Source organism: Vibrio sp. LB10LO1, assembly GCF_010092875.1.
GTDB classification, from domain to species: domain Bacteria; phylum Pseudomonadota; class Gammaproteobacteria; order Enterobacterales; family Vibrionaceae; genus Vibrio; species Vibrio campbellii.
The window spans coordinates 1-12,730 of the sequence record NZ_JAADJW010000015.1; the positions used below are offsets into that span (position 1 = coordinate 1).

Here is a 12,730-nt window from a genome sequence, read left to right on the forward strand (position 1 = left end):
CACCCAAGGGGTTTTGATGGACTCAAAGCAAGAACGAATTGAATGTGTAAGAACTAAAAACAGCTTTCCGAATTAAAGAATTTGCTTGGCGACCATAGCGATTTGGACCCACCTGATTTCCATTCCGAACTCAGAAGTGAAACGAATTAGCGCCGATGGTAGTGTGGGGCTTCCCCATGTGAGAGTAGGACATCGCCAGGCTTGTATTTTATTTTCACTTTTTATGAAAAAGTGAAGACAAAAACTTAGACTTTAGGTCTAACCAGTGCGGAGCGGTAGTTCAGTTGGTTAGAATACCGGCCTGTCACGCCGGGGGTCGCGGGTTCGAGTCCCGTCCGCTCCGCCACTTATTCAGACAAAGCCCTAGCAGAAATGCTAGGGCTTTTTCGTATCTGACAATTCAAATTCACCTATTGGTGTATGAACTCCGCTCGTGTGCGAGTTCAATTGCGTGCAAGCCCAGCCGCTCTGTCGCTTGTTTAGAAAAACTTTTGTATTGGGTTGATATCTTCAGAGCCCAGTCCCTGCAGCATAGCGAACTCTGTGGGATAAAGGTCTTATTTCTCTTTTATCATTGGCTATTTTCTAAGCCTTAAAACTCCCCAAACGTAAGCGCTTACTTACTCTCATCGTTTTTCTAGTACTATCTTTGTTATATGAACAGTGACGTTGCACTCTTTTTGTGCTGCTCTAGATTTTATGTTCAAGATTGACTGCAAACAAAAAGCCCGGTACTTGTGTAACGGGCTTAAGATTCCTATTTGAGTCAGGTATGTCTACAGGGAGATATACTTACTTTCTGCGACTTCCCATAGGGCTTTCACTAATGGATTTTCTAGTTGGCTCTTGATGCAACAGACTCCCAGCTCGAATGGTTTTATAGGTAGAACCTTGAGTCGATTTATCTTCTCTCTGACAGGGCTGTTGTTGATTACCACATCCGGTGCGATACCGACGCCACAGCCTAAAGCCACCATGCTGACAATAGCCTCATGTCCTGCCACCTGTGCGTAGATATTTGGTTTGATCTTCATTTGCTTAAACCAAACATTCGCTCTTTCTCTTGCTGTGCCTGCTTCTGGGACAATAAAAGGGATCGTTGACCAATCCGGACTTTCTTTCTGCAGTTCTTCTGCAAAGCTGCTGACTCCAACTGGCGCTATCACCGATAGGGGAATCTCACTGATTGGTTCAAAGGAGACTTTAGCTGGCAGTTGGTCTGGCTTAGCAGAGATCGCGATATCAGCCTCATCTGCCAATATTTTATCGATGGCTTGCGCTGGATCGCCAGTAGAGAGTTTGAATTCGATAAATGGATGCTGAATGCGGAATTCAGAAATCAGCTCTGGGAGGTGGCTGTAACTTGCGGTTACCGAGCAAAATAAACGTATCTCACCCTTTAACTCGTCTTCTGTCCCTTTGACATAACTTTGGTATTGCTGCCACTCACCTAAGATCTTCAGTGCTACAGGTAATAGCTTCTTTCCTTGAACTGTTAATTCAACACTTCGGTTATCACGCAAGAACAGCTGTTGATGTGTTTCTTCTTCCAATTTCTGGATCTGCCGACTCAGTGCTGAAGGGCTGATATGCATTGCTGCTGCTGTCTTAGCGAAGCTTTTACTATCACATAGATGAATGAATAATTGCAGGCTTTTGATGTTCATTAAATCTTCACTTCCATGTTGCATTAATTGCAATAAGTAATTGTGAATATATCACTTTCAGCAACAGAATGTCTGTTTTAGTATGAACTCATTCGGTAACACAAATACCGACCTCTATGGAAGAATGTTAAGGAGCACCCAGATGGCTAACTATTTCAATACCCTAAACTTGCGTGAGCAATTGGACCAACTTGGTCGTTGTCGCTTTATGGACCGCGAAGAATTCGCATCAGAAGCAGATTACCTAAAAGGTAAGAAAGTGGTCATCGTAGGTTGTGGTGCTCAAGGCCTTAACCAAGGTCTGAACATGCGTGACTCTGGTCTAGACGTTGCTTATGCACTTCGCCAGGCAGCGATTGAAGAGCAGCGCCAGTCATTCAAAAACGCAAAAGACAACGGTTTTGAAGTAGGTAGCTACGAAACGCTAATTCCACAAGCTGACCTAGTAGTAAACCTTACTCCAGATAAGCAGCACACAAACGTTGTTGAGACAGTAATGCCGCTAATGAAAGAAGGCGCAGCACTAGGTTACTCACACGGTTTCAATGTTGTTGAAGAAGGCATGCAAATCCGTAAAGACCTAACGGTAGTAATGGTTGCACCTAAGTGTCCGGGTACGGAAGTTCGTGAAGAATACAAGCGTGGTTTTGGTGTACCGACTCTTATCGCTGTTCACCCAGAGAACGACCCTAAAGGCGAAGGTTGGGATATCGCGAAAGCTTGGGCTGCAGCAACAGGTGGTCACCGTGCTGGCTGTCTAGAGTCTTCTTTTGTTGCTGAGGTGAAATCTGACCTAATGGGTGAGCAAACTATCCTTTGTGGCATGCTGCAGGCTGGTTCTATCGTATGTTACGAGAAGATGATTGCTGACGGTATCGATCCAGGCTATGCAGGTAAGCTTCTTCAATACGGTTGGGAAACCATCACTGAAGCACTGAAGTTTGGTGGTATCACTCACATGATGGATCGTCTATCAAACCCAGCAAAAGTAAAAGCATTTGAGCTTTCTGAAGAGCTAAAAGAGCTGATGCGTCCGCTATACAACAAGCACATGGATGACATCATCACAGGTCACTTCTCTAGCACTATGATGGCTGACTGGGCAAACGACGATGTTAACCTACTAGGCTGGCGTGCAGAAACGGGTGAAACTGCTTTCGAAAACTACCCAGAAACTGACGTAGAAATCTCTGAGCAAGAGTACTTCGACAACGGTATCCTGATGGTTGCTATGGTTCGTGCGGGTGTTGAGCTTGCGTTTGAAGCAATGACGGCATCTGGCATCATCGATGAGTCTGCTTACTACGAGTCTCTACACGAGCTACCACTGATTGCGAACACTATCGCACGTAAGCGCCTATACGAGATGAACGTGGTTATCTCAGACACTGCGGAATATGGTAACTACCTGTTCGCTAACGTAGCAACACCGCTTCTACGTGAGAAGTTTATGCCAGCAGTAAATACTGACGTAATTGGTAAAGGGCTAGGTGAAACTTCTAACCAAGTAGATAACGCGACTCTTATCGCTGTAAATGATGCTATCCGTAACCACCCAGTGGAGTACATTGGTGAAGAGCTACGTGGGTATATGACTGATATGAAGAACATCGCTGTAGGCGGCTAATTGCTTGCCTTAAGGTTCCATTTCGGTGTCGAAGGTGCTCATTTACTATCGTAAACTCCGCGCCTTCTCCTAGAAATGAAACCTTAATTCAGCGCAATTCGTTTAAGGGACTAAAGCTCTTAGCTTCGAATATACAATCTGCGTAATTGCATTAAAGCAAAGCAGGAAGAACTCCGGACAGACTGGGGTCAATAAATACAACATAAAACACAACATCTAATTAAAAGGCTTGGTCGCCGTTGACCAAGCCTTTTTTGTTTTTATAAAGGTGAATTTTGTCCTTAAGAAGGCAAAATAGAAGCGAACCCCCGAATCCCAATAAACAAAAAGGGCTGATGTTCTCACATCAACCCTTATAATTTTCTTGTCGCTTTTCGCTTATTTATCAGCGAGCTTTTCTTCAAGCTCTGTTAATTTCTTTTCCATTTCTGTCAGCTTTTGACGAGTACGCAGCAGAACTTGAGTTTGTACGTCGAATTCTTCGCGGCTAACTACGTCTAGCTTGTTTAGCTGACCTTGGATTACTTGGCGAACTTTTTGATCAACATCCGCGCCTAGTTCTTTTACTGGCTGTGGCATTGATTCGTGAATTTGTTTAGCGATTTGCTCTAATTTCTTTGGGTCAAACATAGTGGCTAAAACTCCTTTTGATTTGCCCACATTCTATGTAAATGATACGGGAAAGTCGCCATTTAGATGGCAAAAAAGAGAGCAGCAATAAAAAAGGTCACCGAGGTGACCTTTTTCTTAGTGCTTTATGCTTACTTGTTATCAGCTAATTCGCGATGAGCAGCTTTTGCTTCATCTACTCGAGCTAGCTTTTCCAAGTCTTTGTCTTCAACAAACACTGGCAGTGGTTTGTGTTTCTCAGCTAGGTAGCTGTAAATCACAGGCAGTACGAATAGCGTAAACAGTGTACCGATCGCTAGACCAGCAACGATTACGATACCGATACTGAAGCGTTGAGCCGCACCTGCGCCTGTTGCGTACATCAGTGGGATTAGACCTGCAATCATCGCCGCTGTTGTCATCAGGATTGGACGTAGACGAACTTTCGCCGCTTCCATTACCGCATCGATACGAGACAGTTTGTTGTGTAACTGCTCTTCTTTCGCTACCTCACAGATCAAGATACCGTGCTTGGTGATCAGACCAACCAGAGTAATCAAACCAACCTGTGAGTAGATGTTCATCGATGCCGTACCCCACGCCAGAGCAATCAACGCACCACATACCGCTAGTGGCACCGATACCATGATTACGATTGGATCGCGGATAGATTCGAATTGAATCGCTAGTACTAGGAAGATGATCGCCAAGGCCAAGCCGAATGTTGCGTATAGTGCGCTACCTTCCGTTACAAACTGACGAGCCTCACCCATGTAGTCATGGTTGTAGCCTGATGGCAGTTTGTTTTGTGCCACGTCTTCGAACCAGTTGATTGCATCACCCATTGCAACACCTGGTGAAGGTACTGCACCAACGGTTGCTGAGTTTAGCTGGTTGAAGTGAGGCAGTGAGCGAGGTTCTGCGACAACATCAATCGTGATCAAGCTACCCAGTGGCACTGCTTTACCGTCAACTGAGCGTACGTAGTAGTTCTTCATCGACTCTGGGTTTAGACGCCATTTACGTTCAACTTGAGGGATAACCTCATATGAACGACCATTTAGGTCGATGCGGTTTACGTAACCGTCTGCCATCATGGTACTTAGCGTTACACCAATGTCTTGCATGGTCACGCCGTATGCACCAGCCTTGTCTTTGTCGATGCTGATCTTCATCGTTGCTGAATCGTAGTTTAGATCCAGATCCGAGTAGACAAACATAGGGCTAGTAGACACATCAGCTAGGATGTCACTTGCGATAGTAAACAAGCTCTCGAAGCTGTTTGGCGTAGTGATAACGAACTGAATCGGTAGACCTGAACCGGCACCAGGAAGTTCTGGCATCTGGAATGCGGTTACAGACATGCCCGGTACGTGAGAAACTAACTCACCTACACGCTTGGTAATATCTGCTTGGCTTGCCTCACGCTCACTCCAAGGTTTCAGAGTCGCTAGACCGAACGCCTGGTTTGAGTTTGGTACACCGTTAAACACCTGAGCGTATTCCACTTCTGGCTGATCAGACAGAATCTTGTTGACGTCGTTCATGGTGTTTTGGATGTAATCCAAGTTCGCGTTCGACGGTGCTGTACCCATCAGTACGACAACGCCTTTATCTTCTGAAGGAGCCAGCTCACTTGGAATGAACTTAAACAGAATCGGTAGCGTTGCGAATACGATGATTGCGAAAGCAATGATCACTGGGCGGTGGGCCATAACAGCAGTCAGCATTTTCTCGTAGCGGTTGGTCATGCCATCCAATACGTGATGCACTTTTTGTTCAAACTTACTTGGTTCTTCGTTTGCCTTAAGCATTTTTGAACACATCATCGGTGACAGAGTCAGAGCGATGATACCGGACACAAATACTGCACCAGCTAGGGTTAACGCGAACTCTTTAAATAGCGAGCCTGTAATACCGCCCATCAACGCGATTGGCGCGTATACTGCACCCAGCGTTAGAGTCATTGCAATTACAGGAACCGCAATTTCACGCGTACCTATGATGGCTGCACGGAACGGGGATTCCCCTTCTTTAATGTGACGGTCGACGTTCTCAAGAACCACGATCGCGTCATCCACCACCAGGCCGATGGCGAGTACCATTGCCAGAAGTGTCATCAAGTTCCACGAGAAGCCCATCGCCTGCATTACCATCGCAACACCAATCAATGATAGTGGGATAGTAACGATAGGGATGATTACCGCACGGAATGAACCAAGGAACAGAGTGATTACCACAAGTACGATAACTGCCGCTTCAAGAATGGTTTTCACAACTTCGTGAATAGATTCGTTGATGGCGATAGTTGAGTCGTACATCACGTTCATTTTGATGTTGCTTGGCAAGTTACGCTCTAATTGAGGTAAAAGTTTCAGCACATCTGCCGCGATGTTGATTGGGTTAGCACTTGGTGCCGCGTTGATCGCTGCAACTACAGCCTCTTGACCGTTCGCACTTGCGCGGTAAACGTCGTGGCTCTTCTCTAAGGTCACTTTCGCAATGTCGCCAAGACGAATGACGTCACCTTCACCAGTTTTAACAACCAGCGCTTCGAGTTCAGCAACGTTGGATACTTGAGTATCTGCGCTACCATTGTAAAGCACGAATTCACCTGTCGCCTGACCGGTTGCCGACTGATAGTTGTTGGCGTTTAGTACCGTCATCACGTCGGTTGCTGTCAGCTTAAGTGCGCCCATTTTTGCTGGATCTAGCCATACGCGTAGCGCGTATTTCATACCACCGTATAGGTCAACTTTCGATACACCGTTTACCGTAAATAGCTGCGGGTTAATTACACGCTCAAGGTAGTCGGTGATCTGGCTCGAAGACAACTCGTCACTGGTGAAACCGATGTATAGTACCGCGGTAGTCGAGCCAGTCGACATGGTTACTGTCGGGTCTTCCGCTTCTTTTGGAAGCTGTGAACGAACCGAGTTGGTTTTCGCTAGAATGTCAGACAGCGCCGCATTCGGGTCAGTGTTCAGCTTCATGTTTACGGTAATGGTAGACGTACCAAGTACCGAGGATGAAGTCATATAGTCGATATTATCGGCCTGCGCGACGGCTTGCTCCAAAGGCTGAGTAATAAAGCCTTGGATCAGGTCGGCACTCGCACCGTAATAACTGGTGGTTACGGTAACCACCGTGTTTGTCATTTCAGGGTATTCACGAACTTGCATCTTGAATACGGCTTGTAAACCAAGCAACGCAATCAAAAAGCTGATCGATACCGCTAAAACTGGACGTTTAATAAAAACATCAGTAAAGCGCATGATGCCTCCAATTAAAGCATTGGTGTTTCAGCAGGTGGTGTCAGTGCCGAATCTTCAACGATGGTCACTTTCGCGTGGTTACTTAGACGGATTTGACCCGACGTGACCACCACGTCACCTGGTTTCACGCCTTCAAGGATATGCGCGATGTCTTTAGTACGCTCACCCACTTTCACAACGTGTTGTTTAACACGTTTTTCACCGTCTTCTTCAGTCACGATGTAGACGTTGTCGCCGTATAGCGTAAACGTGATAGCTGTTTGTGGTAGCGTTACTTGGTTTTCTAGCTTAGGCAGAATGATGTTTGCACGAGCGAACATACCGCTGCGAAGTTTGCCATCGCTGTTTGGAATGTCAGCTTGAACTTGGATCAGACCACTTTGAACGTTAACCGCGGGCTCGATAGCAGAGATAGAACCTTTGAATGGCTTATCAGGGTAAGCATCGACAAAGATGTCTACTTCTTGGTCGAGCTTGATGCGAGAGATGTCTGTTTGAGGCACGGTGAAACGCAGGCGCATTACCGTTGTGTCTTCAAGACGCACGATGTCAGTACCTGCTTGTAGGTATTGACCAAGATAAACGTTACGAATACCAACTACACCAGCAAAAGGCGCTTTGATTTCACGGCGGTCGATGGTTGCCTTCAGGCTTTCGATATCCGCTTTAAGTGAGAAGTAGTTTGCTTCAGCCTCGTCGTACGCTTCTTTAGAGATAGAACCTTTCTTGAAAAGGCCTTGGTAGCGTTTGTACTTAGCTTGAGCTGCTGGAAGTTTCGCTTGTGAGCTCTTTAAGTTTGCTTTCTCAACGTCAGAGTCTAGGTGCACGAGAGGCTGACCTTCTTCCACTTGAGTACCAGAGTCGAATGAAATCTTATCGATTACACCGCTGGTTTCGTTAGCAATAGTGACACCTTGGTTAGGTTCAATAAAGCCGATCGCTTCGATCACAGGTACCCAATCAACCGCTTTTACTTCTGTTACGGTTACTGGGAATTCTGGTTCCGGACGATTCGCCATGTATTCAGCAATTTTTTGTTGCTTGAATAAGTTGAAACCTATCACGCTCCCGAACAGGAGGACTGCGATAAGCAACATAAAGAAAGTCCACTTTTTCATTCTATTAAGAACTCCAAGTTAGTGTTTAATAATTGCATCCCAGCTGGCTTCAACGGCTGCTTCCAACGCGTCTTCATCCAACTGATAAAATCCCAAAGCATGTTTTCTAGCAAGCGCAACACTAGCTTCGAAACTCAACCCTGAAAGAATTTCGTTATCAAGGGGTTTGAATACTCCCTCTGCCTTACCTTGATCGAAAAGACGATCTACTTGGGCAAACATTTGCCTTTCAAGTTCCCGAGCTCCTTTACGATTTGCACAAGGTAATGACTCATATTGGACACGATTGCTTAAGGTGTCTAAATTTGAACCAGCAAGATGCCAAATATTGAGCCACATAGTGCGGTAACGTTCTTTCAGGGGCATATCGTCATGAACATCCGCTTGAACGGCGTCCGCAATACGTTTGGTAACGGTAAGGCGAACTTCTTCCAAAAGATGTTCTTTATCTGAGAAATATCGATAAATCGTGCCAGCTGCGACACCTGCTTCTGTCGCAAGCTTTTGCATGGATAGGCCATGAAAGCCGGACTCCGCGATTAAGCGTTCAGCAGCAGCAATGATTTGCTCGTATTTATCTCCAGTAGTGTTATTGGTCATAACCCCACCACCCAATGAATGAACGTTCATTCATTATAGCGTAAAGACTGGTCACTTATGCAACAAAATGTTGCATCTGTTCGTGTAAAAATTACGTGAAAATCGCCGTAGCTTTCCCACGGTCACCCCTTTATCATAGGCGCCACTATTTCCACCCGCAGAGAATTTTTATGAAGCTGAACCCTAGACAAGACGAAGCCGTTAAGTACGTATCAGGCCCATGCTTGGTACTTGCTGGGGCGGGCTCGGGTAAAACTCGTGTAATTACCAATAAAATCGCTTATTTGGTTCAGCAGTGTGGCTATAAGGCACGTAATATTGCTGCGGTAACCTTTACCAATAAAGCTGCGCGTGAGATGAAAGAGCGTGTTGGTCAGACACTAGGTAAAGCTGAATCGAAAGGTCTGATGGTCTCGACCTTCCACACCTTGGGGCTCAACATCATCAAGCGAGAGTACAAACATCTTGGCTTGAAAGCCGGTTTCTCACTGTTTGATGATCAAGACCAGCTTGCGCTTCTTAAAGAGCTAACAGAAAAGCAGCTAGACGGCGATAAAGATCTGCTGCGTCAGTTGTTAAGTTGTATTTCCAACTGGAAGAACGACATGCTGACACCAGAGCAAGCCAAGGCGTTGGCTCAAGGTGAGCAACAACAGCTATTTGCGTTCTGTTTTGAAATGTATCAGAAGCAGATGAAGGCGTACAACGCGCTCGACTTTGATGACCTGATTTCTCTGCCAGTGCAGTTGCTACGTAACAATGAAGAAGTGCGTCAACGTTGGCAGAACCGCATTCGCTACCTATTGGTGGACGAATATCAAGATACCAACACTAGCCAATATGACTTGGTGAAGTTAATCGTTGGCGAGCGTGGTCGTTTGACCGTCGTAGGTGACGATGACCAATCTATCTATTCATGGCGTGGTGCTAAACCGCAAAACTTAGTATTGCTTGGTGAAGATTACCCAAATTTGCGCTTGATTAAGTTGGAGCAGAATTACCGTTCCACTAGCCGTATCCTGCGTGCAGCTAACATCTTGATCGCGAATAACCCACACGTGTATGAGAAATCGCTGTTCTCGGAAATTCCTGACGGCGAAAAACTCAAAGTGTTACTGGCGAAGAATGAAGAGCACGAAGCGGAGCGCGTAACGGGTGAATTGATTGCGCACAAGTTCCTCAACCGCACCGAATATAAAGACTATGCGATTTTGTATCGTGGTAACCACCAATCACGTTTGATTGAAAAGTCACTGATGCAAAACCGTGTGCCATACAAACTTTCTGGCGGCACGTCTTTCTTCGCTCGAGCGGAGATCAAAGACATCATGGCTTACCTACGCGTATTGGTGAACCCAGATGATGACAACGCGTTCCTACGCATTGTGAATACGCCGCGTCGTGAGATTGGTCCGGTGACCCTAGAGAAATTGGGTAGCTACGCCAACATGCGTGGTAAGAGCTTGTTTGAAGTCAGCTTTGAAATGGGATTGGAGCAGCACCTAACCGGCCGTGGTTTAGATAACCTACGCCGCTTTACTCAATGGTTGGTGGCGATTGCCGATCAAGCCGAGCGTGGCGATACGGTTGAAGCGGTGCGCTCGCTCGTACGTGATATTCATTACGAAGATTGGTTATACGAAACCTCAGCAAGTCCGAAAGCGGCTGAAATGCGCATGAAGAACGTTTCTGACCTTTACTCTTGGATTGTGGCCGACCTAGAAGGTGACAACTACGATCAAGAAGAGAAGACGTTAAAAGAGGTGGTTCAGCGTCTTACTTTGCGCGACATGATGGAGCGCGGTGAAGAAGATGAGGACAGTGATGCGGTTCAATTGATGACCCTGCATGCTTCAAAAGGTCTAGAGTTTCCGTTCGTGTACTTGATTGGTTCGGAAGAGGGCATTCTACCGCACCAAACCAGTATTGATGAAGATAACGTTGAAGAAGAACGTCGTCTAATGTACGTGGGCATTACTCGTGCGCAGCGTGAACTGACGTTTACCATGTGTAAGGAACGCCGACAGTTTGGTGAATTGATCAAGCCGACGCAAAGCCGCTTCTTGGATGAACTACCATTTGATGACGTTGAATGGGAAGCAAACAAAAAGCCGGTATCGGCAGAAGAGCGTATGGCAAAAGGCCAAGCACACATCGCTAATATTCGAGCAATGTTTAAGAAATAGAACAACGTGGCTCTAACTTGCTAAAAACAAAAAGGCTTGCCAAGTGGCAAGCCTTTTTCGTTGATGTCTTTATTATAGACCTTCAATCATGTGGTCGATGGCTGCGATGATTTCGTCATCAGAACAGTCCATACACGTGCCTTTTGCTGGCATCGCGTTGAAGCCTTGGATTGCGTGGTTAGTCAGCACGTCTTTGCCTTGTGCAATACGTGGTGCCCAATCGCCCGCATCACCAGTTTTTGGTGCGCCGTTTACGCCTGATGCGTGACAAGCAATACAGAAAGTACCATAAACTGCCGCACCATCGCGCGGACCAGTTGGCTCTGCTTTTACTGGTTCTGCACCTGCAAGATAAACATCACCGACAGGTTTGATGCGTTCTGCGATCGCATCGTATTCAGTTTGGCTGATGTCAGAAGCTAAAGCTGCCGTAGAAAAAGTTAAGGCAGCGAACAAAACGCTAATCATTCGTCGAGACATATCCATTAAACCCACTTCACATTCCCGAGGTAAGTGACTTACCTATTTATATAGTTAGAGTATTTAGAGCCGTTGGAGAAAGTTTTACGCGATTGCTTCTATAGTGAGCAGAAAACCTTATCTAACGGTCTAGAGTGATTGAACAACCAGGTTGTAGCTGTTAAATCAATGTAAATAATGGGTGATTATATCCCGATAACTTGTTGCAATAAACAACAAGTTATCCATGACAGGGCGTGAATCACATCAAAAATTCACTTTAAAGGCAGATAACTGTCGAAAAAGAGACCAAACGAGAAAAAAAGTAAAAAAAGTACTAGACGGCATAGTGTGATATCCGTATTATTCCTCTCCGCCGATGGGGCATGCGCCCGTAGCTCAGTTGGATAGAGCGTTGGCCTCCGGAGCCAAAGGTCGAAGGTTCGAATCCTTTCGGGCGTGCCATTCCGGAATACAAATTAACGGCACGAACAATAGTGGTGGCTATAGCTCAGTTGGTAGAGCCCTGGATTGTGATTCCGGTGGTCGCGAGTTCGAATCTCGTTAGCCACCCCATTAATTTTGGTAACTCATTAAATTAATGAAGTTTCCAGTTTTGATTCAAATATCCCAAGAATCGAAACAAAATTCGTCGGTGAATAGCGCAGCTTGGTAGCGCATCTGGTTTGGGACCAGAGGGTCGGGGGTTCGAATCCCTCTTCACCGACCACTATTTAGTTTATGGCTATAATAAGCGGTAAACAGAAAAATTGATGGTGGCTATAGCTCAGTTGGTAGAGCCCTGGATTGTGATTCCGGTGGTCGCGAGTTCGAATCTCGTTAGCCACCCCATTAATTTAGGTGACTTCTTAGTTGAAGTATCCAGTCTGATTTGAGAGAATCAGCAAATACAGTTCGGTGAATAGCGCAGCTTGGTAGCGCATCTGGTTTGGGACCAGAGGGTCGGGGGTTCGAATCCCTCTTCACCGACCACTATTAGAAAGCCTGCTTCTTAGCAGGCTTTCGTCGTTTTAGAGCTAGTGATATTGCTTGGACTAGATGAGTCGGCAATATTTCAATGGATTGGAACCCATATGGGCTTCGCCTGAAGTTAGAATATGGCTCTTCACCGACTACGATTTAAAGCCTCAGTTGAAAGACTGGGGCTTTTTCCATTTCTTACTCTCAA

General features: G+C 45.9%; 8 protein-coding genes, 6 tRNA genes and 1 rRNA gene. 9 read left to right on the forward strand and 6 right to left on the reverse strand.

Features of this window, described 5'->3' with window-relative positions:
- Positions 1–84: 84 nt before the first annotated feature.
- Together rrf and GXP65_RS12705 are read left to right on the forward strand one after the other, a co-directional pair.
- Positions 85–201 (forward strand): 5S ribosomal RNA (gene rrf, locus GXP65_RS12700).
- Between the two features lie 68 nt (positions 202–269).
- Positions 270–346, forward strand: a tRNA-Asp gene (locus GXP65_RS12705).
- A 430-nt stretch (positions 347–776) separates the two neighbouring features.
- Here the strand turns inward: GXP65_RS12705 and ilvY are convergent.
- A complete protein-coding gene (gene ilvY, locus GXP65_RS12710; protein WP_041853429.1) occupies positions 777–1,667 on the reverse strand; it encodes an HTH-type transcriptional activator IlvY in 891 nt (296 codons plus the stop codon).
- A 142-nt stretch (positions 1,668–1,809) separates the two neighbouring features.
- Between ilvY and ilvC the strand changes: the two genes are divergently transcribed.
- Positions 1,810–3,294 carry a ketol-acid reductoisomerase gene (gene ilvC / locus GXP65_RS12715; protein WP_162092972.1) on the forward strand — a complete coding sequence of 495 codons (1,485 nt, stop codon included), beginning with the start codon at positions 1,810–1,812 and terminating at the stop codon, positions 3,292–3,294.
- Between the two features lie 378 nt (positions 3,295–3,672).
- On the opposite strand, the gene GXP65_RS12720 is transcribed toward ilvC, so the two are convergent.
- The 4 genes from GXP65_RS12720 to GXP65_RS12735 all read right to left on the reverse strand — a co-directional run bounded on the left by GXP65_RS12720 (position 3,673) and on the right by GXP65_RS12735 (position 8,896).
- Entirely contained in the window at positions 3,673–3,924 is a 252-nt protein-coding gene (locus GXP65_RS12720; RefSeq protein ID WP_162092973.1) for an accessory factor UbiK family protein, read from the reverse strand.
- A gap of 131 nt (positions 3,925–4,055) precedes the next feature.
- Entirely contained in the window at positions 4,056–7,178 is a 3,123-nt protein-coding gene (gene vmeD / locus GXP65_RS12725) for a multidrug efflux RND transporter permease subunit VmeD (RefSeq protein ID WP_005427242.1), read from the reverse strand.
- 11 nt (positions 7,179–7,189) lie between these two features.
- The gene (gene vmeC / locus GXP65_RS12730) at positions 7,190–8,296 is read right to left on the reverse strand and encodes a multidrug efflux RND transporter periplasmic adaptor subunit VmeC (RefSeq protein ID WP_005427240.1); all 1,107 of its coding nucleotides are present in this window, start codon (positions 8,294–8,296) and stop codon (positions 7,190–7,192) included.
- 18 nt (positions 8,297–8,314) lie between these two features.
- Positions 8,315–8,896: a TetR/AcrR family transcriptional regulator gene (locus GXP65_RS12735; protein WP_005427239.1), complete on the reverse strand. Its 582-nt coding sequence runs from the start codon at positions 8,894–8,896 to the stop codon at positions 8,315–8,317.
- Positions 8,897–9,066: 170 nt separating this feature from the next.
- On the opposite strand from GXP65_RS12735, the gene rep reads away from it, so the two are divergent.
- Positions 9,067–11,082 (forward strand): DNA helicase Rep, encoded by a 2,016-nt coding sequence (rep, locus tag GXP65_RS12740; RefSeq protein ID WP_162092974.1) that lies wholly within the window; start codon positions 9,067–9,069, stop codon positions 11,080–11,082.
- Between the two features lie 72 nt (positions 11,083–11,154).
- On the opposite strand, the gene GXP65_RS12745 is transcribed toward rep, so the two are convergent.
- The gene (locus GXP65_RS12745) at positions 11,155–11,568 is read right to left on the reverse strand and encodes a cytochrome c5 family protein (RefSeq protein ID WP_038890158.1); all 414 of its coding nucleotides are present in this window, start codon (positions 11,566–11,568) and stop codon (positions 11,155–11,157) included.
- A 361-nt stretch (positions 11,569–11,929) separates the two neighbouring features.
- On the opposite strand from GXP65_RS12745, the gene GXP65_RS12750 reads away from it, so the two are divergent.
- The 5 genes from GXP65_RS12750 to GXP65_RS12770 all read left to right on the forward strand — a co-directional run bounded on the left by GXP65_RS12750 (position 11,930) and on the right by GXP65_RS12770 (position 12,534).
- Positions 11,930–12,006: transfer RNA gene (locus tag GXP65_RS12750), tRNA-Arg, on the forward strand.
- Between the two features lie 35 nt (positions 12,007–12,041).
- Positions 12,042–12,117: transfer RNA gene (locus GXP65_RS12755), tRNA-His, on the forward strand.
- A 77-nt stretch (positions 12,118–12,194) separates the two neighbouring features.
- A tRNA-Pro gene (locus GXP65_RS12760) sits at positions 12,195–12,271 on the forward strand.
- Positions 12,272–12,317: 46 nt separating this feature from the next.
- A tRNA-His gene (locus GXP65_RS12765) sits at positions 12,318–12,393 on the forward strand.
- 64 nt (positions 12,394–12,457) lie between these two features.
- Positions 12,458–12,534, forward strand: a tRNA-Pro gene (locus GXP65_RS12770).
- The last annotated feature ends 196 nt before the right edge of the window (positions 12,535–12,730 follow it).

Coding starts and splice junctions, on each gene's coding strand:
- ilvY (WP_041853429.1), bottom strand. CDS start 1,667: ATGAACATCAAAAGCCTGCAATTATTCATTCATCTATGTGATAGTAAA.
- ilvC (WP_162092972.1), top strand. CDS start 1,810: ATGGCTAACTATTTCAATACCCTAAACTTGCGTGAGCAATTGGACCAA.
- GXP65_RS12720 (WP_162092973.1), bottom strand. CDS start 3,924: ATGTTTGACCCAAAGAAATTAGAGCAAATCGCTAAACAAATTCACGAA.
- vmeD (WP_005427242.1), bottom strand. CDS start 7,178: ATGCGCTTTACTGATGTTTTTATTAAACGTCCAGTTTTAGCGGTATCG.
- vmeC (WP_005427240.1), bottom strand. CDS start 8,296: ATGAAAAAGTGGACTTTCTTTATGTTGCTTATCGCAGTCCTCCTGTTC.
- GXP65_RS12735 (WP_005427239.1), bottom strand. CDS start 8,896: ATGACCAATAACACTACTGGAGATAAATACGAGCAAATCATTGCTGCT.
- rep (WP_162092974.1), top strand. CDS start 9,067: ATGAAGCTGAACCCTAGACAAGACGAAGCCGTTAAGTACGTATCAGGC.
- GXP65_RS12745 (WP_038890158.1), bottom strand. CDS start 11,568: ATGGATATGTCTCGACGAATGATTAGCGTTTTGTTCGCTGCCTTAACT.